The 22,416-nt window shown below is 62.0% G+C and carries 25 protein-coding genes; 16 read left to right on the top strand and 9 right to left on the bottom strand.

The window, feature by feature from the left end:
* Positions 1-89: 89 nt before the first annotated feature.
* The 5 genes from gcvH to ACX3YD_RS27040 all read left to right on the top strand — a co-directional run bounded on the left by gcvH (position 90) and on the right by ACX3YD_RS27040 (position 7,358).
* On the top strand, positions 90-473 hold the full coding sequence (gcvH, locus tag ACX3YD_RS27060) for a glycine cleavage system protein GcvH (RefSeq protein ID WP_047527756.1): 384 nt from the start codon (positions 90-92) through the stop codon (positions 471-473).
* Between the two features lie 9 nt (positions 474-482).
* Positions 483-3,332, top strand: coding sequence for an aminomethyl-transferring glycine dehydrogenase (gcvP, locus tag ACX3YD_RS27055; protein WP_458961478.1), 2,850 nt, complete (start codon positions 483-485; stop codon positions 3,330-3,332).
* A gap of 159 nt (positions 3,333-3,491) precedes the next feature.
* Entirely contained in the window at positions 3,492-4,748 is a 1,257-nt protein-coding gene (glyA, locus tag ACX3YD_RS27050; RefSeq protein WP_458961477.1) for a serine hydroxymethyltransferase, read from the top strand.
* Between the two features lie 155 nt (positions 4,749-4,903).
* Positions 4,904-5,893, top strand: a complete 990-nt coding sequence (gene lipA, locus ACX3YD_RS27045) for a lipoyl synthase (RefSeq protein WP_458961476.1) — start codon at positions 4,904-4,906, stop codon at positions 5,891-5,893.
* A gap of 37 nt (positions 5,894-5,930) precedes the next feature.
* Complete coding sequence (locus tag ACX3YD_RS27040; protein WP_458961475.1) at positions 5,931-7,358, top strand: M15 family metallopeptidase; 1,428 nt, start codon at positions 5,931-5,933, stop codon at positions 7,356-7,358.
* Positions 7,359-7,489: 131 nt separating this feature from the next.
* Here ACX3YD_RS27040 and ACX3YD_RS27035 read toward each other — a convergent pair whose 3' ends face one another.
* Both ACX3YD_RS27035 and ggt read right to left on the bottom strand, forming a co-directional pair.
* The gene (locus tag ACX3YD_RS27035; RefSeq protein ID WP_103405080.1) at positions 7,490-8,023 is read right to left on the bottom strand and encodes a cysteine hydrolase family protein; all 534 of its coding nucleotides are present in this window, start codon (positions 8,021-8,023) and stop codon (positions 7,490-7,492) included.
* Between the two features lie 67 nt (positions 8,024-8,090).
* A complete protein-coding gene (gene ggt / locus ACX3YD_RS27030; protein WP_458961474.1) occupies positions 8,091-9,818 on the bottom strand; it encodes a gamma-glutamyltransferase in 1,728 nt (575 codons plus the stop codon).
* Between the two features lie 136 nt (positions 9,819-9,954).
* On the opposite strand from ggt, the gene ACX3YD_RS27025 reads away from it, so the two are divergent.
* The gene (locus ACX3YD_RS27025; protein ID WP_458961473.1) at positions 9,955-10,473 is read left to right on the top strand and encodes a methylated-DNA--[protein]-cysteine S-methyltransferase; all 519 of its coding nucleotides are present in this window, start codon (positions 9,955-9,957) and stop codon (positions 10,471-10,473) included.
* 122 nt (positions 10,474-10,595) lie between these two features.
* On the opposite strand, the gene ACX3YD_RS27020 is transcribed toward ACX3YD_RS27025, so the two are convergent.
* Complete coding sequence (locus tag ACX3YD_RS27020) at positions 10,596-11,186, bottom strand: NUDIX domain-containing protein (protein ID WP_103405077.1); 591 nt, start codon at positions 11,184-11,186, stop codon at positions 10,596-10,598.
* A gap of 63 nt (positions 11,187-11,249) precedes the next feature.
* Positions 11,250-11,687 (bottom strand): hemerythrin domain-containing protein, encoded by a 438-nt coding sequence (locus ACX3YD_RS27015; protein ID WP_103405076.1) that lies wholly within the window; start codon positions 11,685-11,687, stop codon positions 11,250-11,252.
* Between the two features lie 144 nt (positions 11,688-11,831).
* Between ACX3YD_RS27015 and ACX3YD_RS27010 the strand changes: the two genes are divergently transcribed.
* Positions 11,832-12,257, top strand: a complete 426-nt coding sequence (locus tag ACX3YD_RS27010; protein ID WP_103405075.1) for a GNAT family N-acetyltransferase — start codon at positions 11,832-11,834, stop codon at positions 12,255-12,257.
* A 146-nt stretch (positions 12,258-12,403) separates the two neighbouring features.
* On the opposite strand, the gene ACX3YD_RS27005 is transcribed toward ACX3YD_RS27010, so the two are convergent.
* A complete protein-coding gene (locus ACX3YD_RS27005; protein ID WP_090468442.1) occupies positions 12,404-12,754 on the bottom strand; it encodes a hypothetical protein in 351 nt (116 codons plus the stop codon).
* A 148-nt stretch (positions 12,755-12,902) separates the two neighbouring features.
* Between ACX3YD_RS27005 and ACX3YD_RS27000 the strand changes: the two genes are divergently transcribed.
* The 9 genes from ACX3YD_RS27000 (at position 12,903) to ACX3YD_RS26960 (ending at position 17,895) form a co-directional block, all read left to right on the top strand.
* On the top strand, positions 12,903-13,169 hold the full coding sequence (locus ACX3YD_RS27000) for a hypothetical protein (RefSeq protein WP_047527719.1): 267 nt from the start codon (positions 12,903-12,905) through the stop codon (positions 13,167-13,169).
* A 2-nt stretch (positions 13,170-13,171) separates the two neighbouring features.
* Entirely contained in the window at positions 13,172-13,501 is a 330-nt protein-coding gene (locus ACX3YD_RS26995) for a DUF6388 family protein (RefSeq protein ID WP_047527717.1), read from the top strand.
* 26 nt (positions 13,502-13,527) lie between these two features.
* Complete coding sequence (locus ACX3YD_RS26990) at positions 13,528-14,232, top strand: YoaK family protein (protein ID WP_103405086.1); 705 nt, start codon at positions 13,528-13,530, stop codon at positions 14,230-14,232.
* Positions 14,233-14,424: 192 nt separating this feature from the next.
* Positions 14,425-14,817 carry a sulfurtransferase complex subunit TusD gene (gene tusD, locus ACX3YD_RS26985; RefSeq protein ID WP_458961472.1) on the top strand — a complete coding sequence of 131 codons (393 nt, stop codon included), beginning with the start codon at positions 14,425-14,427 and terminating at the stop codon, positions 14,815-14,817.
* A gap of 1 nt (position 14,818) precedes the next feature.
* Positions 14,819-15,181, top strand: a complete 363-nt coding sequence (tusC, locus tag ACX3YD_RS26980) for a sulfurtransferase complex subunit TusC (RefSeq protein ID WP_090468439.1) — start codon at positions 14,819-14,821, stop codon at positions 15,179-15,181.
* Positions 15,181-15,474: a sulfurtransferase complex subunit TusB gene (tusB, locus tag ACX3YD_RS26975; RefSeq protein ID WP_103405072.1), complete on the top strand. Its 294-nt coding sequence runs from the start codon at positions 15,181-15,183 to the stop codon at positions 15,472-15,474. Before tusC ends, tusB begins: the two co-directional genes overlap by 1 nt.
* Complete coding sequence (locus ACX3YD_RS26970; RefSeq protein WP_103405071.1) at positions 15,471-15,806, top strand: TusE/DsrC/DsvC family sulfur relay protein; 336 nt, start codon at positions 15,471-15,473, stop codon at positions 15,804-15,806. Before tusB ends, ACX3YD_RS26970 begins: the two co-directional genes overlap by 4 nt.
* Positions 15,803-16,804, top strand: coding sequence for a glycosyl transferase family protein (locus ACX3YD_RS26965; protein WP_458961471.1), 1,002 nt, complete (start codon positions 15,803-15,805; stop codon positions 16,802-16,804). Before ACX3YD_RS26970 ends, ACX3YD_RS26965 begins: the two co-directional genes overlap by 4 nt.
* 89 nt (positions 16,805-16,893) lie before the next feature.
* Positions 16,894-17,895, top strand: a complete 1,002-nt coding sequence (locus tag ACX3YD_RS26960) for a glutathione S-transferase family protein (RefSeq protein ID WP_458961470.1) — start codon at positions 16,894-16,896, stop codon at positions 17,893-17,895.
* A gap of 115 nt (positions 17,896-18,010) precedes the next feature.
* Here the strand turns inward: ACX3YD_RS26960 and cysG are convergent, their stop codons facing one another.
* The 4 genes from cysG to ACX3YD_RS26940 are packed head-to-tail and all read right to left on the bottom strand — an operon-like array spanning position 18,011 to position 22,398.
* On the bottom strand, positions 18,011-19,405 hold the full coding sequence (gene cysG, locus ACX3YD_RS26955; RefSeq protein ID WP_458961469.1) for a siroheme synthase CysG: 1,395 nt from the start codon (positions 19,403-19,405) through the stop codon (positions 18,011-18,013).
* Positions 19,406-20,686, bottom strand: coding sequence for a serine--tRNA ligase (gene serS / locus ACX3YD_RS26950; protein WP_458961468.1), 1,281 nt, complete (start codon positions 20,684-20,686; stop codon positions 19,406-19,408).
* A gap of 15 nt (positions 20,687-20,701) precedes the next feature.
* A complete protein-coding gene (gene crcB / locus ACX3YD_RS26945) occupies positions 20,702-21,076 on the bottom strand; it encodes a fluoride efflux transporter CrcB (RefSeq protein WP_047527706.1) in 375 nt (124 codons plus the stop codon).
* Positions 21,076-22,398, bottom strand: a complete 1,323-nt coding sequence (locus tag ACX3YD_RS26940) for a replication-associated recombination protein A (RefSeq protein WP_458961467.1) — start codon at positions 22,396-22,398, stop codon at positions 21,076-21,078. Before ACX3YD_RS26940 ends, crcB begins: the two co-directional genes overlap by 1 nt.
* Between the last annotated feature and the right edge of the window lie 18 nt (positions 22,399-22,416).

Below are 22,416 nucleotides of genomic sequence, written 5' to 3'. Positions count from 1 at the left end.
ACTCCTTCAGCCACGCTCGCCACCCAAACGAGCCTGCCCATCGTCATTCGCCACCTGCAGCGAATGAGCCAGAACAATGAGGAGTAGACATGAGCGAATTGCGTTTTACCGTCGACCACGAATGGCTGCGCACCGAAGCTGACGGCACGGTCACCGTTGGCATTACCGCTTTTGCCCAACAAGCGCTGGGGGATGTGGTGTTTGTACAGGTGCCCGAACTGGGCGGCTTCGACGCCGGCACCGAAGTGTCGGTGCTGGAGTCGGTGAAGGCCGCCAGCAGCATCGGCATGCCGCTGGACGGTGAGGTGGTGGAAGTGAATTCGGCGCTCGACGCCAACCCTGAGTTGGTCAACGAAGATCCGCTGGGCGAAGGCTGGTTCTTCCGCTTCCAGCCTGCTGACGCTTCGGCGATCGCCCGCTTGCTCGATCAAGCCGCTTACGAACGCCTGATCCAAGACCAGACCGACGCGTGAGGATTCCGTATGACCACCCTCCTCGACACCCGTAACGAATTCATCGCCCGCCACATCGGCCCGCGCGCCGGCGACGAGCAAGCGATGCTCAACAGCCTCGGCTTCGATTCCCTCGAAGCCCTGAGCGCCAGCGTGATTCCCGACAGCATCAAAGGCACCAGCGTGCTCGGCCTGGAAGACGGCCTGAGCGAAGCCGACGCCCTGGCGATGATCAAATCCATCGCGGCCAAGAACCAGTTGTTCAAGACCTACATCGGCCAGGGTTACTACGGCACCCACACGCCGTCGCCGATCCTGCGCAACCTGCTGGAGAACCCAGCCTGGTACACCGCCTACACCCCGTACCAGCCGGAAATTTCCCAGGGTCGTCTCGAAGCGCTGCTGAACTTCCAGACCCTGATCAGCGACCTCACCGGCCTGCCGATCGCCAACGCCTCGCTGCTCGACGAAGCCACCGCCGCCGCCGAAGCCATGACTTTCTGCAAGCGCCTGAGCAAGAACAAGGGCAGCCACCAGTTCTTCGCCTCCGTGCATTGCCACCCGCAGACCCTCGACGTGCTGCGCACCCGTGCCGAACCGCTGGGCATCGAGGTGGTGGTCGGCGACGAGCGCGAACTGAGCGACGTGACGCCGTTCTTCGGCGCCCTGCTGCAATACCCGGCGAGCAACGGTGATGTGTTCGACTACCGCGCATTGACCGAGCGTTTCCACGCCGCCAACGCCCTGGTGGCCGTGGCCGCCGACCTGCTGGCCCTGACCCTGCTGGCCCCGCCGGGCGAATTCGGCGCCGACGTGGCCATCGGCAGCGCCCAACGTTTCGGCGTGCCGCTGGGCTTCGGTGGCCCGCACGCGGCGTACTTCTCCACCAAGGATGCGTTCAAGCGCGACATGCCGGGCCGTCTGGTCGGCGTCTCGGTGGACCGTTTCGGCAAGCCGGCCCTGCGCCTGGCGATGCAGACCCGCGAGCAGCACATCCGTCGCGAGAAGGCCACGTCCAACATCTGCACCGCGCAGGTGCTGCTGGCCAACATCGCCAGCATGTACGCCGTCTATCACGGCCCGAAAGGCCTGACGCAGATCGCCAACCGTGTGCATCAGCTGACCGCGATTCTGGCCAAGGGCTTGAGCGCTTTGGGCCTGAACGTTGAGCAGGAACACTTCTTCGACACGCTGACCCTGAGCACTGGCGCCAACACCGCCCAACTGCACGAACAGGCGCACGCCCGGCAGATCAACCTGCGCGTGGTCGATGCCGAGCGTCTGGGCCTGTCCCTCGACGAAACCAGCACCCAGGCCGACGTCGAAACCCTGTGGGCCTTGCTGTCCAGTGGCAAAACCCTGCCGGACTTCGCCGCCCTCGCCGCTTCGACTCAAGCGACCCTCCCGGCCGCGCTGGTGCGTCAGTCGCCGATCCTCAGCCATCCGGTATTCAACCGCTATCACTCGGAAACCGAGCTGATGCGTTACCTGCGCAAACTGGCGGACAAGGACCTGGCGCTCGATCGCACCATGATCCCGCTGGGCTCGTGCACCATGAAACTCAACGCCGCCAGCGAAATGATCCCGGTGACCTGGGCCGAGTTCGGTGCCCTGCACCCGTTCGCTCCGGCCGAGCAAAGCGCCGGCTACCAGCAACTGACCGACGAACTGGAAGCGATGCTCTGCGCCGCCACCGGTTACGACGCGATTTCCCTGCAGCCGAACGCCGGTTCCCAGGGTGAGTACGCTGGCCTGCTGGCCATTCGTGCCTACCATCAGAGCCGTGGCGAAGACCGTCGCGACATCTGCCTGATCCCGTCCTCGGCCCACGGCACCAACCCGGCCACCGCCAACATGGCCGGCATGCGCGTGGTCGTGACCGCCTGCGATGCCCGTGGCAACGTCGACATCGAAGACCTGCGCGCCAAGGCCATCGAGCACCGCGAACACCTCGCCGCGCTGATGATCACCTACCCGTCGACCCACGGCGTGTTCGAGGAAGGCATCCGCGAAATCTGCGGCATCATTCATGACAACGGCGGCCAGGTGTACATCGACGGCGCCAACATGAACGCCATGGTCGGCCTCTGCGCACCGGGCAAGTTCGGCGGCGACGTCTCGCACCTGAACCTGCACAAGACCTTCTGCATTCCCCACGGCGGTGGCGGCCCGGGCGTCGGCCCGATCGGTGTGAAGTCGCACCTGGCGCCGTTCCTGCCAGGCCACGCGCAGATGGCGCGCAAGCAAGGCGCGGTGTGCGCCGCGCCGTTCGGCAGCGCGAGCATCCTGCCGATCACCTGGATGTACATCCGCATGATGGGCGGCGCCGGCCTCAAGCGCGCCTCGCAGCTGGCGATCCTCAATGCCAACTACATCTCCCGTCGCCTCGAAGAGCACTACCCGGTGCTCTACACCGGCAGCAACGGCCTGGTGGCCCACGAGTGCATCCTCGACCTGCGTCCACTGAAAGACAGCAGCGGCATCAGCGTCGACGACGTGGCCAAGCGCCTGATCGACTTCGGCTTCCACGCCCCGACCATGTCCTTCCCGGTGGCCGGCACGCTGATGATCGAGCCGACCGAAAGCGAATCCAAGGAAGAACTGGACCGCTTCTGCGACGCCATGATCCGCATCCGCGAAGAAATCCGCGCGGTGGAAAACGGCACCCTGGACAAGGACGACAACCCGCTGAAAAACGCCCCGCACACGGCGGCGGAGTTGGTGGGCGAGTGGTCGCATCCGTATAGCCGGGAGCAGGCGGTTTATCCACTGGACACCTTGATCGACGCCAAGTACTGGCCGCCCGTAGGCCGGGTCGACAACGTCTTCGGCGACCGCAACCTGATCTGTGCCTGCCCGTCGATTGCCGAGTACGCCTGACCACAAAACATAACCCTGTAGGAGCGAGCCTGCTCGCGATGGACTCCAGAGCGCCGCTGGGCATCTGGTTCCCTGTGTCATCGTTAACGACCATCGCGAGCAGGCTCGCTCCTACAGAAGAGCAGTGCCCCTATTCAAGAACAACCAGAGGACTTCACCATGTTCAGCAAACACGACCAGATCAAAGGCTACGACGACGAACTGCTGGCGGCGATGAACGCCGAAGATGCGCGGCAGGAACACCACATCGAATTGATCGCTTCGGAAAACTACACCAGCCAACGGGTGATGGAAGCGCAAGGCAGCGGCCTGACCAACAAGTACGCCGAAGGTTATCCGGGCAAGCGTTACTACGGTGGCTGCGAGCACGTCGACGTGGTCGAACAACTGGCGATCGATCGCGCCAAACAACTGTTCGGCGCCGATTACGCCAACGTCCAGCCGCACTCCGGCAGCCAGGCCAACGCGGCGGTTTATCTGGCCTTGCTACAGCCCGGCGACACCGTGCTGGGCATGAGTCTGGCCCATGGCGGGCACCTGACCCACGGCGCCAAGGTCAGTTTTTCCGGCAAGCTGTACAACGCCGTGCAGTACGGCATCGACACCGCCACCGGCCTGATCGATTACGACGAAGTCGAGCGTCTGGCCGTCGAGCACCAGCCGAAGATGATCATTGCCGGGTTCTCCGCCTACTCCAAGACCCTGGACTTCCCGCGTTTCCGTGAGATCGCCGACAAGGTGGGTGCCTACCTGTTCGTCGACATGGCCCACGTCGCCGGGCTGGTGGCCACTGGTCTGTATCCGAACCCGATCCCGTTTGCCGACGTGGTGACGACCACCACCCACAAGACCCTGCGCGGCCCCCGTGGCGGTCTGATTCTGGCCAGGGCCAATGCGGAACTGGAGAAAAAATTCAACGCCGCCGTGTTCCCAGGTGGTCAGGGCGGGCCGTTGATGCATGTGATCGCCGCCAAGGCCGTGTGTTTCAAGGAAGCGCTGGAGCCCGCCTTCAAAACTTATCAGGCACAAGTGATCCGCAACGCCCAGGCCATGGCGAAAGTGTTTATCGAGCGTGGCTATGACGTGGTGTCCGGCGGGACTGACAACCACCTGTTCCTGGTCAGCCTGATCCGCCAGAGCCTGACCGGCAAAGACGCCGACGCCGCCCTCGGCCGTGCCGGCATCACCGTGAACAAGAACGCCGTGCCCAACGATCCGCAATCGCCGTTCGTGACGTCCGGATTGCGCATTGGCACCCCGGCCATCACCAGCCGTGGTTTCAAGGAAGCCCAGAGCATCGAGCTGGCGGGCTGGATCTGCGACATCCTCGACCACCTCGGCGATGCCGATGTCGAAGCCCAGGTGGCGCGGCAGGCGGCGGCGATGTGCAGCGATTTCCCGGTGTATCGCGACTGATCGCCCGACACAAAACCCTGTAGGAGCGAGCCTGCTCGCGATGGACGTAAAGCTGATGCGTTTTCGTCAGCAAGCCCGCGTTATCGTTAGCGACCATCGCGAGCAGGCTCGCTCCTACAGGTCCGGTTCTTGTCTGACAGACCTTGGAAAAATATATGAACACACCCGTGGAATCGCCCGGCAAAAGCCCGGCCAAGGTGGAAGTCGGTACCAAGTTGCGCGGTGCGGATAAAGTCGCGCGGATTCCGGTCAAGATCATCCCCACCGATGAATTCCCGCGTAAACCGGACTGGATACGTGTACGCATGCCGATCTCTCCCGAGGTCGAACGCATCAAGCAATTGCTGCGCAAACACAAGCTGCACAGTGTCTGTGAAGAAGCCTCGTGCCCGAACCTGGGCGAGTGTTTTTCCGGCGGCACCGCGACCTTCATGATCATGGGCGACATCTGTACCCGCCGCTGTCCGTTCTGCGACGTGGGCCACGGTCGGCCGAAACCGCTGGACGTCGATGAACCGACCAACCTCGCCGTGGCCATCGCCGAGTTGCGCCTCAAGTACGTGGTGATCACCTCGGTGGACCGCGATGACCTGCGCGACGGCGGCGCCCAACACTTTGTCGACTGCCTGCGCGAGATCCGTAAACGGACGCCGGGCATACAACTGGAAACCCTGGTGCCGGACTATCGCGGGCGCATGGACGTGGCCCTGGCGATCACCGCCAACGAGCCACCCGATGTCTTCAACCACAACCTGGAAACCGTTCCGCGTCTGTACAAAGCCACGCGGCCGGGTTCGGATTTCGAGTGGTCGCTGGACCTGCTGCAGAATTTCAAGCAGCGGGTGCCGCACGTACCGACCAAGTCCGGGCTGATGCTGGGCCTGGGTGAAACCGACGCCGAAGTCATGGAGGTGATGCAGCGCATGCGCGAGCACGATATCGACATGCTCACTCTTGGCCAGTACCTGCAACCCTCGCGCAGTCATTTGCCAGTGCAGCGCTTCGTTCACCCGGACACCTTCGCCTGGTTCGCCGAGGAAGGCGCGCGGATGGGCTTCAAGAACGTCGCTTCCGGGCCGCTGGTGCGCTCGTCCTATCATGCCGATCAACAACTGCATGGAGGTGCGGCGGGATTCACGCCATGATGGGCTGACTTGCCATGCATTTCGGAGGCCCAGCCCGATGCCCTTTGCCGTTCGAACGTTGCTCCTGCTTTTAAGCCTTGGCCTGCCACACATGGCCAGCGCCGGCGAGGCGGTGAGGCCCGAACACATGGTGTACCTGCGCACGATCGATCCGGGCATCGCGCAGGACATCCGCTACGCCAGCGCCCACAACTTCACCGGGCACCCGCTCGACGGTTATGCGGCGCCGGAGTGCCTGCTGTCGGTGAATGCCGCCAAGGCCCTGTCCCGGGTGCAAGCGGCCTTGCAGGCGCAAGGCTACGGCTTGAAGGTTTTCGACTGCTATCGACCCAGCCGCGCGGTCGCCGACATGGGGCGCTTCGCCACCGAGCCGGGCGACCCGCGTAAAGCCGAGTTCTACCCACGGGTGGACAAGCAGGACTTCTGGCGCCTGGGCTATGTGGCCCGGGTGTCCAATCACTCCCGAGGCAGCACCGTCGATCTGACCATGACCGGCCCGGACGCCCTGCCCGCCGACACCTGGACGCCCACTGCCACTGCGGTCGATTGCACGGCACCGTACGACCAGCGCTGGCACGACGGCGCCGTGGACATGGGCACCGGTTTCGACTGCTTCGATGAACGCGCGCACACCGACTCAACGCAGATCAGCGCTGCGGCCAAGGCCAATCGCCAGCGACTCACCCGTGCCATGGAGAAAGAAGGCTTCAGTGGCTACTCGGCCGAGTGGTGGCACTTCACCTACAGCGGCGATGCGACGCTGAAAGACGTCATGGATTTCCCCATTACGCCGCTTGCGCTGGGGGACGTTCTCAAGACCAGCAATCAACTGATTGTGGTCACCAGCCAAAAATGGACCGACACCCACGCGACCGCGCAGCGTTATGAGCGACAGGGCAACCGCTTTCGCAAATACCAGGCGGCGTTTGATGTGGTGCTGGGCAAAAACGGGTTGGCCTGGGGCAAGGGCCTGGGCCCTATTGATCAGCGCGACGGGCCCATCAAACAGGAAGGCGATGGAAAAGCGCCGGCCGGGATATTCAAACTGGGAACGGCGTTTGGCTATGACACCACGGCTGAAACCCGGCTGCCTTACCTCGCGCTGACCGCCACCACAGAATGCGTGGATGACAGCCACTCCCATCGCTACAACCAGATCGTCGACGGTGCGACCACACCGAAGGACTGGTCCAGCTCCGAGCACATGCGCAGCATGGATGAGCTGTACCGAAAAGGCATCGTCATCGAACACAACACACCGGCCGCCCCGGCTGCGGGTTCGTGCATTTTCTTCCACATCTGGCGCAGCCCCGCCTCGCCGACGCAGGGCTGCACTGCCATGGATCAAGCCGATATCTCTCGGCTGTTCAGTTGGCTCGACCCAAGCCAGGCGCCCCTGCTGATTCAAATGCCCGAGGAGCAATACGAGCAATTACGCGTCGGCTTGAACCTGCCCGGACGTTGAAGCGGGAACCGATTCAGGCGTTTGAACGCTGCTCGGTCGCGACAGCCAGGGCCGAGATGTCGTGGCGCGCTCAAAAGGGGGCCGGAGTTATTCGGCCAGTCAAGCTCGCTCCCAAAGAGAATGTGGTGGTTTCAGGGTCGGATATCGTTGGCCGGGACGACGTCGATCCGGGCAACGGCGCTGGTCAGGTGCGCCAGATCCTTGTTGTGTTCGGCGATGATGTCTTCAGCGGCCATATTGCCGTTGTCGACGGTGGAGTGGGCGTCGGCCGCGAGCACGACGTCGTAACCCAGTTTCAATGCCTGGCGCACGGTGGCGTTGACGCAATAATCGGTTTGCAGACCACAGATGATCAGGCGGCTGACGTCCAGCTCCTGCAACTGGTCATGCAAGTGGGTCTGGTAGAACGAATCCGGAGTGGTCTTGCGTACGCGCAGGTCCTGGGGCGCGGTTTGCAACCCTTCGGCGAGTTGCCAGCCTTCGGCGTTATGCGCCAGGGGGCTGCCCTTTTCTTCATGCTGGATCAACACCACGGGGAGCCCTTTGTTTCGGGCCTTGGCACTGAGGCCGTTGATGCTGTCGATGACTCGCTTGATCTGAAAGCACTCATACTCGCCGGAGCACAAGGCCTGCTGGACGTCGATGATTAACAATGCGGTAGTCATGGTTCCTTCCTTGAGAAGTCAGTGGAACAGGGATGAACATAAGTCCGTCCCCGTCCAAACACAAGACTCAATAACCCAGCGACAACCCGGTGTTACGCCGTGGATCGTTGGCGCCGTAGAAGCGGTTCTTGCCTACCGGTTTGCCGTCCAGGGACGGCGCGCCGACAAGAATCGCCGCCAGGTGGTTGGCGTCCTGTGGCCCGGCAAACTTGTGGCCCCAGCTTTCGAGGATCTTCACGGTGTCCGGGCTGGTGGTGAAGGCTTCGAGGTTGGTTTCCTCCGGCAGCCATTGCTGGTGGAAACGTGGTGCATCGACCGCTTCCTGGATGTTCATGCCGTAGTCGATGACGTTGAGCATGGTCAGCAGGGTTGCGGTGATGATGCGGCTGCCGCCGGGCGTGCCGACCACCATCACCACTTTGCCGTCCTTGGTGACGATGGTCGGGCTCATGGATGACAGCGGCGCCTTGCCAGGGGCGATGGCGTTGGCTTCACCCTGGACCAGGCCATACATGTTCGGCACACCGATCTTCGAGGTGAAGTCGTCCATTTCGTCGTTGAGAATGACCCCGGTTTTACTGGCCATGACCCCGGCACCGAACCAGTCGTTGAGGGTGTAGGTCACCGACACTGCGTTGCCCCATTTGTCGACGATGGAGTAATGGGTGGTGTTGTTGCCTTCATGGGGCGCGACCCCAGGCTTGAGCTCGCGGGACACACCGGCCTTTTGCGGATTGATGGCTTCACGCAGTTTGGTCGCATAGTGCTTGTCCAGCAGGTGGGCAATCGGGTTCTTCACGAAGTCCGGGTCGCCGAGGTAGCTGTTGCGGTCCACGTACGCGTGGCGCATCGCTTCGATCTGATAGTGCATACCCTGGGCCGAGTGATAGCCCAGATCCTTCATCGGATAACCTTCGAGGATGTTCATGATCTGGCAGATCACCACGCCACCGGAGCTCGGAGGCGGGGCCGAGACCACGTGGTAGCCACGGTAGTCGCACTCGATCGGCGCCAGTTCGCGGGTCTTGTATTTGTCCAGGTCGGCCTGGGTGATGATGCCCTTGTTGGCCTGGCTGGAGGTGACGATGGCGTCGGCGACCCAGCCCTTATAGAAGCCGTCGGCGCCCTTCTCGGAAATGGTCCGCAGGGTTTTGCCGAGGTCTTTCTGCACCAGCTTCTGTCCGACCTGCATCGGCTCGCCGTTGCTCAGGAAAATCGAACCGGAATCCTTCATGTCCTTCTTGAACATGTCGGTGGCGTAGTCCAGCAGATCGACGTCACCCTGTTCCAGCACGAAGCCGTCTTCGGCCAGTTTGATCGCCGGGGCAATCACTTCCTTGCGTGGCTTGGTGCCGTATTTGCTCAGGGCCAGTTCCATCCCGGACACGGTGCCGGGCACGCCGACGGCCAGATGGCCGCGGGTACTCAGGTCCGGGACAACGTTGCCCTCTTTGTCGAGGTACATATCGGCGGTGGCGGCCAGCGGGGCTTTTTCGCGGAAATCGAGGAAGGTCTTGCGACCGTCAGCCAGTTGGATGGTCATGAAACCGCCACCGCCCAGGTTACCGGCGGCGGGATAGACCACCGCCAGCGCGTACCCCACCGCCACGGCGGCGTCGACGGCATTGCCGCCGCTCTTGAGCACATCCACGCCCACATGGCTGGCCAGATGCTGGGCAGTGACCACCATGCCGTTTTCGGCCGCGACCGGGGCTACGGAGGCGGCGTGGGCCATCAGGCAGCTGAGTGCCAATGAGGTCGCTATCAGCGATTTGGCAAAAGGTTCGTACTTCATCAGTCGGTCTCTTCTTGTTATTGAACAGGGGAACGCTTCAGGAGCCGTAGGCAAGTATGGTCGCGATTGCGTATTGCGCCTCCCCGGCGAGACAGTATCCTTAACGCCCGTTCAACCACTCGGCGTGGCCCTCGGCATGACTTACACCTGCAGCACCCTGGCGTCCCCGGTCGGCGAGTTGAAGCTGGTTGCGAACGGCTCGCGACTGGTGGCCATCCTCTGGGAAAACGACAAGCCCGGCCGGGTGCGGCTCGGCCCGATGTGCGAAGCGCCGAACAATCCGATTCTGCTGCGCACGGCGCAACAACTGCGCGAATACTTCGCCGGCGGCCGCCATCATTTCGAGCTGGATCTGGAGTTTGTCGGCACGGAGTTCCAGAAAAAGGTCTGGGCAGCGCTGTTGACCATTCCGTTCGGCGAGACCCGTAGCTACAGCCAGATCGCCGAGCAGATCGGCAACCCGAGTGCGGTCCGGGCGGTGGGCGCGGCGAATGGCAAGAACCCGATTTCGATTGTCGCGCCGTGCCATCGGGTGATTGGTGCGTCGGGGAAGCTGACGGGATTTGCCGGGGGGCTTGAGGCGAAGGAGAAGCTGCTGACGCTGGAAGGTGCTCAATGGCTCGGAGCCGGAATGACCGCTGACCTGTTCGGGTAAACACTATGGATGGCGAGGGAGCTTGCTCCCGCTCCCGTGCGCAGCGCTGGCAAATATTCGCCAGGCCCCGAGATTTTTTTGGGGCCGCTTCGCAAGCTCGCTCGCCAAAGAAGGGTTAAGGCTTAAGCCGCGAAGATGTTTTTCATCGCCGCATACTGCAGCAGCATGATGGTCTTCGCATCGCAGATTTCGCCACGATAAAACGCCTCGAGCGCTTCATCGAAGGCCCATTCCAGCACTTCCAGTTCTTCCGTCTCTTCCTCCAGCCCGCCGCCTTCGCTGACCTTCGACGCCGCATCGTATTCGGCGATGAAAAAATGCAGTTTTTCCGTCACCGAGCCCGGGCTCATGAAGGCCTCGAACACCGGCTGCACGTGGTGCACGCGGTAACCGGTTTCTTCTTCCGCTTCGGCACGAATGCGTTCTTGCGGCGCAGCACCTTCCAGCAGCCCCGCCGCCACTTCGATCAACAGACCATCGTGGCCGTTGACGAACACCGGCAAGCGAAACTGCCGGGTCAGGACCACGGTTTTCTTCTCGCGGTTGTACAGGAGAATCGCCGCGCCATTGCCACGGTCATAGACCTCGCGGGTCTGGCGCTGCCACTCGCCATTGTTGCGTTGATAATCGAAGGTGATTTTGCGCAGCAGGTACCAGTCGTGGGACAACACCTGTGACTCAAGGATGTTGACCCGCTCCGCTGTGTTCGACATGACAACGCGTCCTGTTTTTTCGAGATGGTGCATCTTAGGTCAAAACGCGCGGCGTTTGATCCCTCAAACCAGCTGTGCCTTGTATTCCTTCACATAGGCACCGGCGAGTGTCTCTTTCTGTTTGTCGTCGAGCAACTTGCCGGCCATCTGGAAGAACTTCTGCTCTTCCTCTTCGAGGTGGTGATGGACCTTCTCGGACAGCTTCTTCGCGACTGCCAGCCAGGCCGGGCTGGACATCTCGGTCTCGTCCAGGGCTTCCATCATTTCATCCATCTCGTGGTGTTCGGCGATCGCATGGCGGCTGAGGTCGACGCCGTTGTCGAATTCCATCAACGGGATGTAGAAATGCCGCTCTTCGGCGGTTTCGTGGGCCTGCAGTTCGGACTTGAGCTGTTTATAGGCTTCGACCCGTTCAGGGGTGTCGCCGCTGGTGCGAATCAGCGCTTTGGCATAGGTGCGCTGGCGTTCGTGGCTTTCGCGCAAGGCTTCGAAAATATTCACGGAGTGTCCTCATGGGCGGCGTTCTGAAATGACGCTCTCTGAGGCTAGACATCTGCGCGCGGGCTACGGTTCCACGCGTGCCGGGGATGGATCAATCGCCACGACCCAGATAGTCTGCGACTTCACTGCCATAAGGACATAGCCATGACCCTGCGAATCGAGCTGTCGCCAAACCCCACGGAAGAAGAACGCCAGGCCATCCTGTTGCCACTGCGCGCCTACAACGCCTCGAAGGCCGAAGGTGCCGTACCCGAGCACATTGCATTGCTGGTGCGCGATGACAACGACGAAATCCTCGGCGGGCTCTATGCCCGGTTGTTCTACCAGTGGTTGTTCATCGACCTGTTGTCGGTGCCGGAGCAGGCGCGGGGTCAGGGCATGGGAACCCGGCTGATGCAGATGGCCGAAGACCTGGCGCGGGAGAGGAAATGCATCGGGCTGTGGCTCGACACCTTCGAGTTCCAGGCACCGGAGTTCTACAAGAAATGCGGCTACAGCGAGATCGGGCACATTGCCGACTACCCACCGGGGTATAAGCACTTCTTTTTTCAGAAGCGCCTGAACAACTGAATCAACACGCCTACTGTAGGAGCGAGCCGGCTCGCGATGGACGTTAACGATAACGCGGGCAGGCTGACTTAACGCGTTGCCCTTGAGTCCATCGTCGGAACGCCGCCCGGAGCCGGCTCGCTCCTATAGGGGAGGCGTGCATCAAGTCACAGGCAGGTCGCCAAGGCCGCCAACCGACGCTTGGCGACAAAGTCATCATGCTGCGCGTAGTAGCTCAACACGGTGCCCGAGGCATCGGTGGTCACGTCGACGAACGACTCCGCCGAACGCGTGTAGACGGTAGTCCCGCCCTTCTCGCCTGGCTGCAGGTAAGCCGCCGCATCGACACCGAACACCGCTTCGTCCTGCCAGGAAAACTGCACGCACTGGGCGACATCCCTGGCCGGCTTGTCCGAGTTGAGGGTTTTGTACGGAGGTTTGCTGCGGGCATCGCTCATCACCGAGCCCGCGCAACCGGCCAGCAACGTCACGGCCAGCGCTACCATCAGAATTCGCATTGCAGTCGCTCATCAGGAAAAAGCGGACTGTATCACCGTGGCACGGCGTTTCGTTCTGCTTTACTGCATTTATACCGCGACACCGCGCGACGAATCGCGCACCCTGTCGCGCCCTTCGCGTCGCATCGACCTCTATTGTGGAAGCCCAATGACACCCAACGCCGAGTTTTACAAACCCACCACTGAATACGCCGACAAGCTGATCAGTCAGATCGGTCAGACCCCCTCCTGGATCGCCAAGCGAATCGGCGTGACTGACAAGCGCATCCGTTACATCCTCGACGGCGAAAGAACCGTCAAGGGTGAAACCACACCGATCCAGATGACCTACACCGAGCAGTTTGCCCTGGAGTGCCTGGCGGCAGCGGCCAAGGCCAGCAAAAAACAGGCTTCGCAATCCCTACCCAAGGAGTGACCATGGCGGCATCCGGGCAGCAACACGAACAGGCACTGAAGCGGTTTCTCGAAGAACGCCCCGAGCTGCGTGTGGAGCTCGACAACCTGAATCCATTGCTCGCTCAGGTAAAGGGCGAGACCCTCGCGCAGTATCGCGACGAGCGTTTACACGAAGCCTTCGAGGCCGAAGCCGAGCGTCTCGGTCTGTTTGCCTGGGAATTGACGCTGCTGTTGACCGCCGCCACACCCGAGGACTATCAGGCCCAGCGGCTGGACGTGCACAGGGAAGTCGCGGAAATGGCCGGGCTAGACTGGCAGGAATATTGCGAGTTATATGGATTAACCCCCTAACGTCTCGCTCAAGGATGCCGCTGCCGATGCTGCCTTCGTCTTCAAGTACCCACGCCAGTTCCAGACATTTGCACACTCAGAAATGGCGCGGGCGCATCGGTCTGAGCCTGGTGGCGTTGCTCTCGGTGCTGGCCGGCATGACCGACGCCATCGGTTTCATGGCCAGCGGTGACTTCGTTTCGTTCATGAGCGGCAACACCACCCGGATGGCGGTAGCCATCAGCGCTGGCGATGCGGGATTGACCTTGCGCCTGGCGCTGCTTGTCGCCACCTTCATTGTCGGCAATGCGCTGGGCATCATCGTCAGCCGGCTGGGTGGGCGCCGGGCGCTGCCGCTGTTGCTGATCATCGCCGCGTTGCTTTGTGCTGCCGCCACCTGGCCTTTTGATTCACAGCTGCCAGCCCTGCTCGCGGCCATTATTGCCATGGGCATGCTCAACGCCGCCGTGGAAGAGGTCAATGGTTTGCCAGTGGGCCTGACTTATGTCACCGGCGCCCTGTCGCGCTTCGGACGCGGACTGGGTCGCTGGATGCTCGGTGAGCGCCGTAACGGCTGGCGTGTGCAACTGATTCCGTGGACCGGCATGTTCGCCGGTGCGGTACTGGGCGCCGTGCTCGAACATCATCTGGGGCTCAAGGCGCTGTTCGCCAGCGGCCTGCTCGCTGCGGGACTGGGGTTTCTGTCGCTGAAGATCCCGCGGCGTTGGCAGTTGGGGTATATGCCGCGTTGACTGCTGTCCGCTATCGCTGGCAAGCCAGCTCCCACAGTAGATCTGCGGCGAACGACGATTCTGTGATCGACGCATTACCTGTGGGAGCTGGCTTGCCAGCGATTGGCGGCAACCCGGTCCCCGCGAAAACGCCCTTCGCCGCCCCGCCGATAAAGCTTTATCATGGCCGCAGTTTCGCTGATCGAGTCCGTCATGAAGTTCGCCATCGCGCTGTTTTCCGCCGCCCATGCACCCTCCTCGCGCCGTGCCCTGCTGTTCGCCCAGGCCGCGCTGGCCGGCGGGCATGAAATTGTCCGGCTGTTTTTCTACCAGGACGGCGTGTATAACGCCTCCAGCAGCGTGGTCACGCCCCAGGACGAGCAGGACGTGCCCAAGCAATGGCGCACCTTTGTTTCCGAGCACCAGCTGGATGGAGTGGTGTGCATCGCCGCCGCCTTGCGCCGTGGTGTGCTGAACGAAGAAGAAGCCAGGCGCTATCAACGTGAAGCCGTCGCCGTCGACGCGCCATGGGAATTGTCCGGCCTGGGTCAGTTGCATGACGCCGTTCAGGACGCCGACCGCCTGATCTGTTTCGGAGGCGCTTGAGATGGCCAAATCCTTATTGATCATCAGTCGCCAATCGCCTTGGTCCGGCCCCGGCGCGCGCGAAGCGCTGGACATCGTGCTGGCCGGCGGTGCCTTCGACCTGCCCATCGGCCTGTTGTTTCTCGACGACGGCGTGTTCCAGCTCGCCGCCAGACAGGACGCCAAATCCCTGCAACAGAAAGACCTGAGCGCCAACCTGCAGGCCCTGCCGATGTTCGGCGTCGAAGCGCTGTTTTTCTGTGCCGACAGCGCCGCCGAACGTGGCCTGGACCCTGGCGCCCTGTCGCTGGAAGAAGCCGGACCGCTGACAGCCGGCGAAATCACCGCCCTCATTGACCGTTACGACCAGGTGATCACCCTCTGATGTCGACTTTGCATGTGTTGTCTCACTCCCCGTTCGGTGACTCGCGCCTGAGCAGTTGCCTGCGCATCATCGGCGCCACAGACGCGTTGCTGTTGTCCGGCGACGCAGCTTATGCCTTGCAGCCGGGCACAGTGCCTTTCGCCACGCTTCAAACCCGTGGCCTGAAACTCTACGTGCTGGCCGAAGATGCCCAGGCCCGGGCCATCGACGTTCCTGACTGGGCCAGGGCCATCGATTACCCGGCCTTCGTCGAGCTGTCGATCCAACACGACAAGGTCAACACGTGGCTATGAATTCCCTGACAGTCGGCGCCCGTACCATCGAGTTGGACAAGGACGGTTTTCTGGTCGAGTTGAGTGACTGGTCTGCCGACGTCGCCAGCGCCCTGGCGGCGGCCGAAGACATTGAGTTGAGCCCCGAGCACTGGGAAATTCTCGAACTGCTGCGCAGTTTCTACGCCGAATTCCAGTTGTCGCCGGCCACCCGTCCGCTGATCAAATACACCGCCTTGAAACTCGGCCCGACCAAGGGCAACAGCCTGCACCTGAACCGACTGTTCAAAGGCACCCCCGCCAAACTCGCCGCGAAACTGGCGGGCCTGCCCAAACCGACGAATTGCTTATGACCGACTACCCAGCGCTGACCCTCGAAACCCCCGCCGAACACCCGTTCGCCCAATTCGTGCGGATTCTCGGCAAAGGCAAGCGCGGTGCCCGCGACCTGACCCGCGAGGAAGCCCGCGAAGCCATGGGCATGGTGCTCGACGACAAGGTCGAAGACACCCAGCTCGGCGCGTTCCTGATGCTGCTGCGGCACAAGGAAGAAAGCGCCGAGGAAATGGCAGGCTTCACCGAAGCCTTGCGTGAGCGCTTGCAGCCACCCTCACTGGCGGTGGACCTGGACTGGCCGACCTATGCTGGCAAGAAGCGTCATTTGCCGTGGTATTTGCTGGCGGCCAAATGCCTGGCGCAGAACGGCGTACGCATCTTCATGCACGGCGCCGGCGCCCACACGGCCGGTCGCCTGTACAGCGAACAATTGCTGGGGGCTTTGCAGATCCCGCTGTGCCGCAACTGGCAGCAGGTCGGCGAGGCGCTCGACAACGCCGGCCTGGCGTTCATGCCATTGGTGGACTGGGCGCCGCAGCTGCAACGGATGATCGACTTGCGCAACACCATGGGCCTGCGCTCGCCAATCCATTCCCTGACGCGCATTCTCAACCCGCTGGGTGCACGCTGCGGCCTGCAAAGTATTTTCCATCCCGGTTATCAGGCGGTGCACCGCGATGCCAGCGGCCTGCTCGGCGACACCGCGATTGTGATCAAGGGCGATGGTGGCGAAATCGAGATCAACCCGGATGCCGACAGCCACCTGTATGGCACCACGGGCGGCGAGAGCTGGGACGAGGAATGGCCGCAGCTGTCGAGCCAGCGCCATGTCAAACCGGCCAGCCTCGACCCCGAGCACCTCAAAGCCGTCTGGCGAGGGGATGTGGTCGACAGCTATCCGCAGATGGCCCTGATTTCCACTATGGCCCTGGCGTTGCGCGGCCTCGGACAAAGTCGCGAGCAAGCGTTCGAAACCGCACAGCGTTACTGGGATGCCCGGGACAAATCGATTTAATCGATCATAACTGCCCAACCTTTGCGCTTTTTGTTCGAACTCATGGGAATAGACTCGACTCCAACGATTATTGGTTGAGGAGTCTGAGCATGGGTTTATTAGTCGAGGGCCGCTGGCAGGACAAGTGGTACGAAAGCAGCAAGGACGGCGCGTTTCAGCGTGAACAGGCGCAGCGCCGTCACTGGGTCACGGCCGACGGCCAGCCGGGACCGACGGGTGTCGGCGGCTTTACGGCCGAGGCCGGTCGTTATCACCTTTATGTCTCCCTGGCCTGTCCGTGGGCCCATCGCACGCTGATCCTGCGCAAACTCAAGGGTCTCGAAAAGCTGATCGACGTATCGGTGGTCAGCTACTTGATGCTGGAAAACGGCTGGACCTTCGACAAGTCCCACGGCTCAACCGGCGACAAACTCGATCACTTCGACTTCATGCACCAGCGCTATACCGCCGATACCGCCAACTACACCGGCCGCGTCACCGTACCGGTGCTGTGGGACAAACAACAGCAACGCATCGTCAACAATGAATCGGCGGAAATCATCCGCATGTTCAATGGCGCGTTCGACGCATTGACCGGCAACGACCTGGACTTCTACCCGGCACCACTACGCAGCGAGATCGATGCGCTGAACGAGCGGATTTATCCGGCGGTCAACAACGGCGTGTACCGTGCGGGGTTTACCACATCGCAACAGGCTTATGAAGAAGCGTTTGATGGATTGTTCGCCGAACTGGATCGACTGGAGCAATTGCTGGGGGCGAACCGTTACCTGACGGGGGAATACCTGACCGAAGCGGATATCCGTCTGTTCACCACAATCATTCGATTCGACGCGGTGTATTACGGGCACTTCAAGTGCAACCTGCGGCGGATTGCCGAGTATCCGAACCTGTCGAACTGGCTGCGGGAGATTTATCAGTGGCCAGGGATTGCCGAGACGGTGGATTTCACCCACATCAAGCATCACTACTACGGTAGCCACAAGACCATTAACCCGACCGGTATCGTGCCCAAAGGCCCGGAACAGGATTTCACCGCGCCCCATGATCGGGAGCGGTTGAGCGGTAAAGGGGTTTGGCGCAAGGCCTGAAGTTGTGCCGTTTTTCAGGCCCCCATCGCTAGCAGGCTGGGTCCCACACAGGATTTGTGTCGTTCACAACCCCCCTGTGGGACCCAGCCTGCTAGCGAAGGGCGCAACCCGGTTTTCAGACCTGCGCCTGAGCCCCTTCGAACCACGCCAGTTTCTCGCGCAGTTGCACCACCTCACCCACGATCACCAGCGTCGGCGCATGCACTTCATGCTCCGCCACCAGCCGTGGCAGATCGGACAGGGTGCCGGTAAATACCCGCTGATTGACCGTGGTGCCCTGCTGGATCAATGCCGCCGGGGTATCGGCGTCGCGACCATGCTTGATCAACTGCTCGCAGATGATCGGCAGGCCTACCAGACCCATGTAGAACACCAGGGTCTGCGCCGGCGCAACCAGATCGGCCCACGGCAGATCGGTGGAACCGTCCTTGAGATGCCCCGTGACGAACCGCACCGACTGCGCGTAATCACGATGAGTCAGCGGAATCCCGGCGTACGCCGCGCAACCGCTGGCCGCCGTGATGCCCGGCACGACCTGGAACGGGATGCCTTGGGCTGCCAGTTCCTCGATCTCTTCACCGCCACGGCCGAAGATGAACGGATCACCGCCTTTCAGCCGTACCACACGCTTGCCTTGCCTGGCCAGGTCCACCAGTTGCTGGTTGATCTGATCCTGCGGCACGGCGTGATCGGCGCGACGCTTGCCGACATAAACCCGCTCGGCATCACGCCGACACAGTTCGAGAATTGCCGGCGCCACCAGGCGGTCGTACAGCACCACATCGGCTTGCTGCATCAGGCGCAGGGCACGGAAGGTCAGCAAGTCGGGATCACCGGGGCCGGCGCCGACCAGATACACCTCACCGGTCGCCACGGGTGCTTCACCGTCAATTTTCGCTTGCAGTAAACGCTCGGCTTCGGCGCCCTGCCCGGCCAGCTGCCGGTCGGCAATCGGACCCTGGAACACGTCCTCCCAGAACGCCCGGCGCTGTTGCACATCCGGGAACAGGCCTTTGACCTGATTACGGAAGCGTGCCGCCAGACCGGCCAGTTGACCGTAGGTAGAGGGAATCCAGGTTTCAATCTTGGCGCGGATCAAACGCGCCAGGACTGGCGCATCGCCGCCGCTGGACACGGCAATCACCAGCGGCGAGCGGTCGACGATGGCCGGGAAGATCACGCTGCACAGGGCCGGCGCGTCCACCACATTGACCGGCACGCAACGCCGATGGGCATCGGAGGAGACTTGTGCGTTCAGCGATTCGTCATCGGTGGCGGCAATGATCAGCCCGCAACCGTCCAGGTCCGCCTCGACGTACCCACGCAGCACGCACTCGCCACCGCTGAGGGCGACCAGTTCGCTCAATTGGGTTTCGATTTCAGGTGCGACCACCCGCAGTAGCGCACCGGCATCGGCCAGCAGGCGGGATTTGCGCAAGGCAATCTCCCCCCCGCCGACGACCAACACACGACTGCCGCGAAGGTTATGGAACAGCGGCAGATAGTTCATTTAGCCGATGACCTCGAGGCCACCCATGTACGGTTTCAGCACTTCAGGCACACGGATCGAACCGTCGGCCTGCTGGTAATTCTCCAGCACCGCCACCAGGGTACGACCGACTGCCAGGCCGGAACCGTTCAGGGTGTGGACCAGTTCAGGCTTGCCGGTTTCCGGGTTGCGGAAACGTGCTTGCATGCGACGGGCCTGGAAATCGCCGCAGTTGGAGCACGACGAAATTTCACGGTACTTGTCCTGGCTCGGGATCCACACTTCCAGGTCGTAGGTCTTGACTGCACTGAAGCCCATGTCGCCGGTGCACAGCGCCAGGGTGCGGTATGGCAGCTCCAGCAACTGAAGGACTTTCTCGGCGTTTGCGGTCAGGCCTTCCAGGGCTTCCATCGAGGTCGATGGCTCCACGATCTGCACCATTTCGACCTTGTCGAACTGGTGCTGGCGGATCATGCCACGGGTGTCGCGGCCCGATGCACCGGCTTCACTGCGGAAGCATGGGGTGTGGGCAACGAACTTGATCGGCAGCAGTTTCGAATCAACGATTTCGCCGGCCACGATGTTGGTCAGGGACACTTCGGCGGTCGGGATCAGGTACAGATCGGCCTCACCTTCGCGGGCGATCTTGAACAGGTCTTCTTCGAACTTGGGCAACTGGCCAGTGCCTTGCAGCGCCGGGGCCTGGACCAGATAAGGTGTGTAAGCCTCTTCATAGCCGTGCTCGGTGACGTGCAAGTTGATCATAAACTGGGCCAGGGCGCGGTGCAGGCGGGCAATCGGGCCACGCAGCAAGGCGAAACGGGCGCCGGAGAGCTTGGCGGCGGTTTCGAAGTCCAGCCAGCCGAATTTTTCGCCCAGGGCCACGTGGTCCTGAACCGGGAAATCGAATGCGGTTGGCGTACCCCAGCGGCGCACTTCGACGTTGTCGTCTTCGTCTTTGCCGACTGGCACCGACTCGTGCGGCAGGTTTGGAATACCGAGCAGGATCGAGTCCAGTTCAGTCTGGATCGCGTCCAGCTCGACCTTGCCGGCACTCAACTCGCCTGCCATGCGCTCGACGTCGGCCATCAACGGCGCGATGTCTTCGCCGCGCTGCTTGGCCTGACCGATGGATTTGGAGCGCGCATTACGTTCAGCCTGCAGGGCTTCGGTGCGGGTCTGGACGGTCTTGCGCTGTTCTTCCAGCGCTTCGATGCGCGCAACATCCAGGGCAAAGCCACGGGATGCCAGGCGGTCCGCTACGTCCTGAAGGTTGCTACGTAACAGTTTGGAATCGAGCATGTCGGTCTCTCGTTATCAAAGTTTGGTCAAGGACAGGCCAGCCCAGGTGGCGAGCAGCCCGCCGAATACGCTGATGGCAGCATAGCCCAGGGCCAGCGGCACCTGCCCGCTTTCCAGCAGGCGCACCGTATCCAGTGAAAAGGATGAAAAAGTCGTCAGCCCTCCGAGGAAGCCGACGATTAGCCCGGCGCGCACCTCGAACGGCACCTCCGGGCGGATCAAAAACAGACCGTATAGAAAGCCGATCAGCAAACAGCCGACGATATTAACGGCCAGCGTCGCGGTATAGAAGTGCCGCGGCCAATTAGCGTTGATCCAGTTACCGGTGGCGAAGCGCAACAGCGTGCCGGCCATCCCGCCGACGGAAACCGCAATGATCAGGGGAACCACTATTCTCTCCGCTGCCGGGGGCTTAAACGATCCAGTTGTGCGAGGTGATTGAGCTTCTCGCCAATCTTCAATTCCAGGCCACGTGGTACGGGCTGATAGAAGCGTTGAGGCTCGAGTTCTTCCGGAAAATAGTCTTCGCCGGCGGCATAGGCATCCGGCTCATCGTGGGCATAACGGTATTCGTCGCCATAGCCCAGCTGTTTCATCAGTTTGGTCGGGGCATTGCGAAGGTGCAGTGGCACTTCCAGGGAACCGTGCTCGGTGGCGCTGCGCATCGCGGCCTTGAAGCCCATGTACACCGCGTTGCTTTTCGGCGCGCAGGCCAGGTAGGTGATGGCCTGGGCCACCGCCAGTTCGCCTTCGGGGCTGCCGAGGCGCTCCTGCACCTCCCACGCCGCCAGGCACAGGCTCAGCGCCCGCGGGTCGGCATTGCCGATGTCTTCGCTGGCCATGCGCACCACGCGCCGGGCCAGGTACAGCGGATCGCATCCACCGTCGATCATTCGCGCGAACCAGTACAACGCGCCATCGGGATTGGAGCCGCGTACGGATTTATGCAGCGCGGAAATCTGGTCGTAGAACGCTTCGCCGCCCTTGTCGAAACGCCGACGGGTATCGCCCAGCAGGCTTTGCAGCAGATCGACGCCGATCTCGCTGCTGTCTTCGGCGAGGTCCGAGGCGTTCTCCAGCAAATTGAGCAGGCGCCGGCCATCGCCATCGGCGGCCGACAACAGCATCTGGAAGCCTTCATCGCTCAAGGTCAGCTGGCGCTTGCCCAGGCCACGCTCTTCGGTCAACGCACGCCGCACCAGTTTGCGCAGCGCCGCTTCGTCGAGGCTCTTGAGCACGTAGACGCGGGCACGAGAGAGCAAGGCGTTATTGAGTTCGAAAGACGGGTTTTCCGTGGTCGCGCCGATGAAAATCAGCGTGCCGTCTTCGACGTACGGCAGGAACGCATCCTGCTGCGACTTGTTGAAGCGATGAACCTCATCGACGAAGAGGATGGTGCGCTTGCCGTATTGCCCGGCCTGTTGCTTGGCGATTTCCACGGCCTGGCGGATTTCCTTGACCCCGGCCAACACCGCCGACACCGTTTCGAAGTGCGCGTCCGAGACTTCCGCCAGCAGACGCGCCAGGGTGGTCTTGCCCACGCCCGGCGGCCCCCAGAAGATCATCGAATGCAGGGCACCCTGCTCCAGGGCTTCGCGCAATGGCTTGCCGCGAGCGAGCACGTGTTCCTGACCGACGTACTCGTCCAGATTGGTCGCGCGCAAACGGGCGGCCAATGGCTGGGCAATCGGGGCACTGCGAAACAGGTCCATCACTACCTCTGAAACCTC

The organism is Pseudomonas fluorescens group sp. PF-1 (assembly GCF_054481335.1).
Note: the sequence above shows the minus strand (reverse complement) of the source record. Positions and strands in the feature narration are given on the sequence as shown.

What these genes read in the sequence shown, in the direction of transcription:
- lipA (WP_458961476.1), top strand. Translation starts at nt 4,904, where the DNA reads ATGAACACACCCGTGGAATCGCCCGGCAAAAGCCCGGCCAAGGTGGAA.
- ACX3YD_RS26965 (WP_458961471.1), top strand. Translation starts at nt 15,803, where the DNA reads ATGACCGACTACCCAGCGCTGACCCTCGAAACCCCCGCCGAACACCCG.
- ACX3YD_RS26960 (WP_458961470.1), top strand. Translation starts at nt 16,894, where the DNA reads ATGGGTTTATTAGTCGAGGGCCGCTGGCAGGACAAGTGGTACGAAAGC.
- serS (WP_458961468.1), bottom strand. Translation starts at nt 20,686, where the DNA reads ATGCTCGATTCCAAACTGTTACGTAGCAACCTTCAGGACGTAGCGGAC.
- gcvP (WP_458961478.1), top strand. Translation starts at nt 483, where the DNA reads ATGACCACCCTCCTCGACACCCGTAACGAATTCATCGCCCGCCACATC.
- cysG (WP_458961469.1), bottom strand. Translation starts at nt 19,405, where the DNA reads ATGAACTATCTGCCGCTGTTCCATAACCTTCGCGGCAGTCGTGTGTTG.
- ACX3YD_RS26990 (WP_103405086.1), top strand. Translation starts at nt 13,528, where the DNA reads ATGCTGCCTTCGTCTTCAAGTACCCACGCCAGTTCCAGACATTTGCAC.
- ACX3YD_RS27020 (WP_103405077.1), bottom strand. Translation starts at nt 11,186, where the DNA reads ATGTCGAACACAGCGGAGCGGGTCAACATCCTTGAGTCACAGGTGTTG.
- ACX3YD_RS27035 (WP_103405080.1), bottom strand. Translation starts at nt 8,023, where the DNA reads ATGACTACCGCATTGTTAATCATCGACGTCCAGCAGGCCTTGTGCTCC.
- ACX3YD_RS27010 (WP_103405075.1), top strand. Translation starts at nt 11,832, where the DNA reads ATGACCCTGCGAATCGAGCTGTCGCCAAACCCCACGGAAGAAGAACGC.
- ACX3YD_RS26970 (WP_103405071.1), top strand. Translation starts at nt 15,471, where the DNA reads ATGAATTCCCTGACAGTCGGCGCCCGTACCATCGAGTTGGACAAGGAC.
- ACX3YD_RS27025 (WP_458961473.1), top strand. Translation starts at nt 9,955, where the DNA reads ATGACTTACACCTGCAGCACCCTGGCGTCCCCGGTCGGCGAGTTGAAG.
- glyA (WP_458961477.1), top strand. Translation starts at nt 3,492, where the DNA reads ATGTTCAGCAAACACGACCAGATCAAAGGCTACGACGACGAACTGCTG.
- tusB (WP_103405072.1), top strand. Translation starts at nt 15,181, where the DNA reads ATGTCGACTTTGCATGTGTTGTCTCACTCCCCGTTCGGTGACTCGCGC.
- tusC (WP_090468439.1), top strand. Translation starts at nt 14,819, where the DNA reads ATGGCCAAATCCTTATTGATCATCAGTCGCCAATCGCCTTGGTCCGGC.
- ACX3YD_RS26995 (WP_047527717.1), top strand. Translation starts at nt 13,172, where the DNA reads ATGGCGGCATCCGGGCAGCAACACGAACAGGCACTGAAGCGGTTTCTC.
- gcvH (WP_047527756.1), top strand. Translation starts at nt 90, where the DNA reads ATGAGCGAATTGCGTTTTACCGTCGACCACGAATGGCTGCGCACCGAA.
- ACX3YD_RS26940 (WP_458961467.1), bottom strand. Translation starts at nt 22,398, where the DNA reads ATGGACCTGTTTCGCAGTGCCCCGATTGCCCAGCCATTGGCCGCCCGT.
- ACX3YD_RS27000 (WP_047527719.1), top strand. Translation starts at nt 12,903, where the DNA reads ATGACACCCAACGCCGAGTTTTACAAACCCACCACTGAATACGCCGAC.
- tusD (WP_458961472.1), top strand. Translation starts at nt 14,425, where the DNA reads ATGAAGTTCGCCATCGCGCTGTTTTCCGCCGCCCATGCACCCTCCTCG.
- ggt (WP_458961474.1), bottom strand. Translation starts at nt 9,818, where the DNA reads ATGAAGTACGAACCTTTTGCCAAATCGCTGATAGCGACCTCATTGGCA.
- ACX3YD_RS27005 (WP_090468442.1), bottom strand. Translation starts at nt 12,754, where the DNA reads ATGCGAATTCTGATGGTAGCGCTGGCCGTGACGTTGCTGGCCGGTTGC.
- ACX3YD_RS27040 (WP_458961475.1), top strand. Translation starts at nt 5,931, where the DNA reads ATGCCCTTTGCCGTTCGAACGTTGCTCCTGCTTTTAAGCCTTGGCCTG.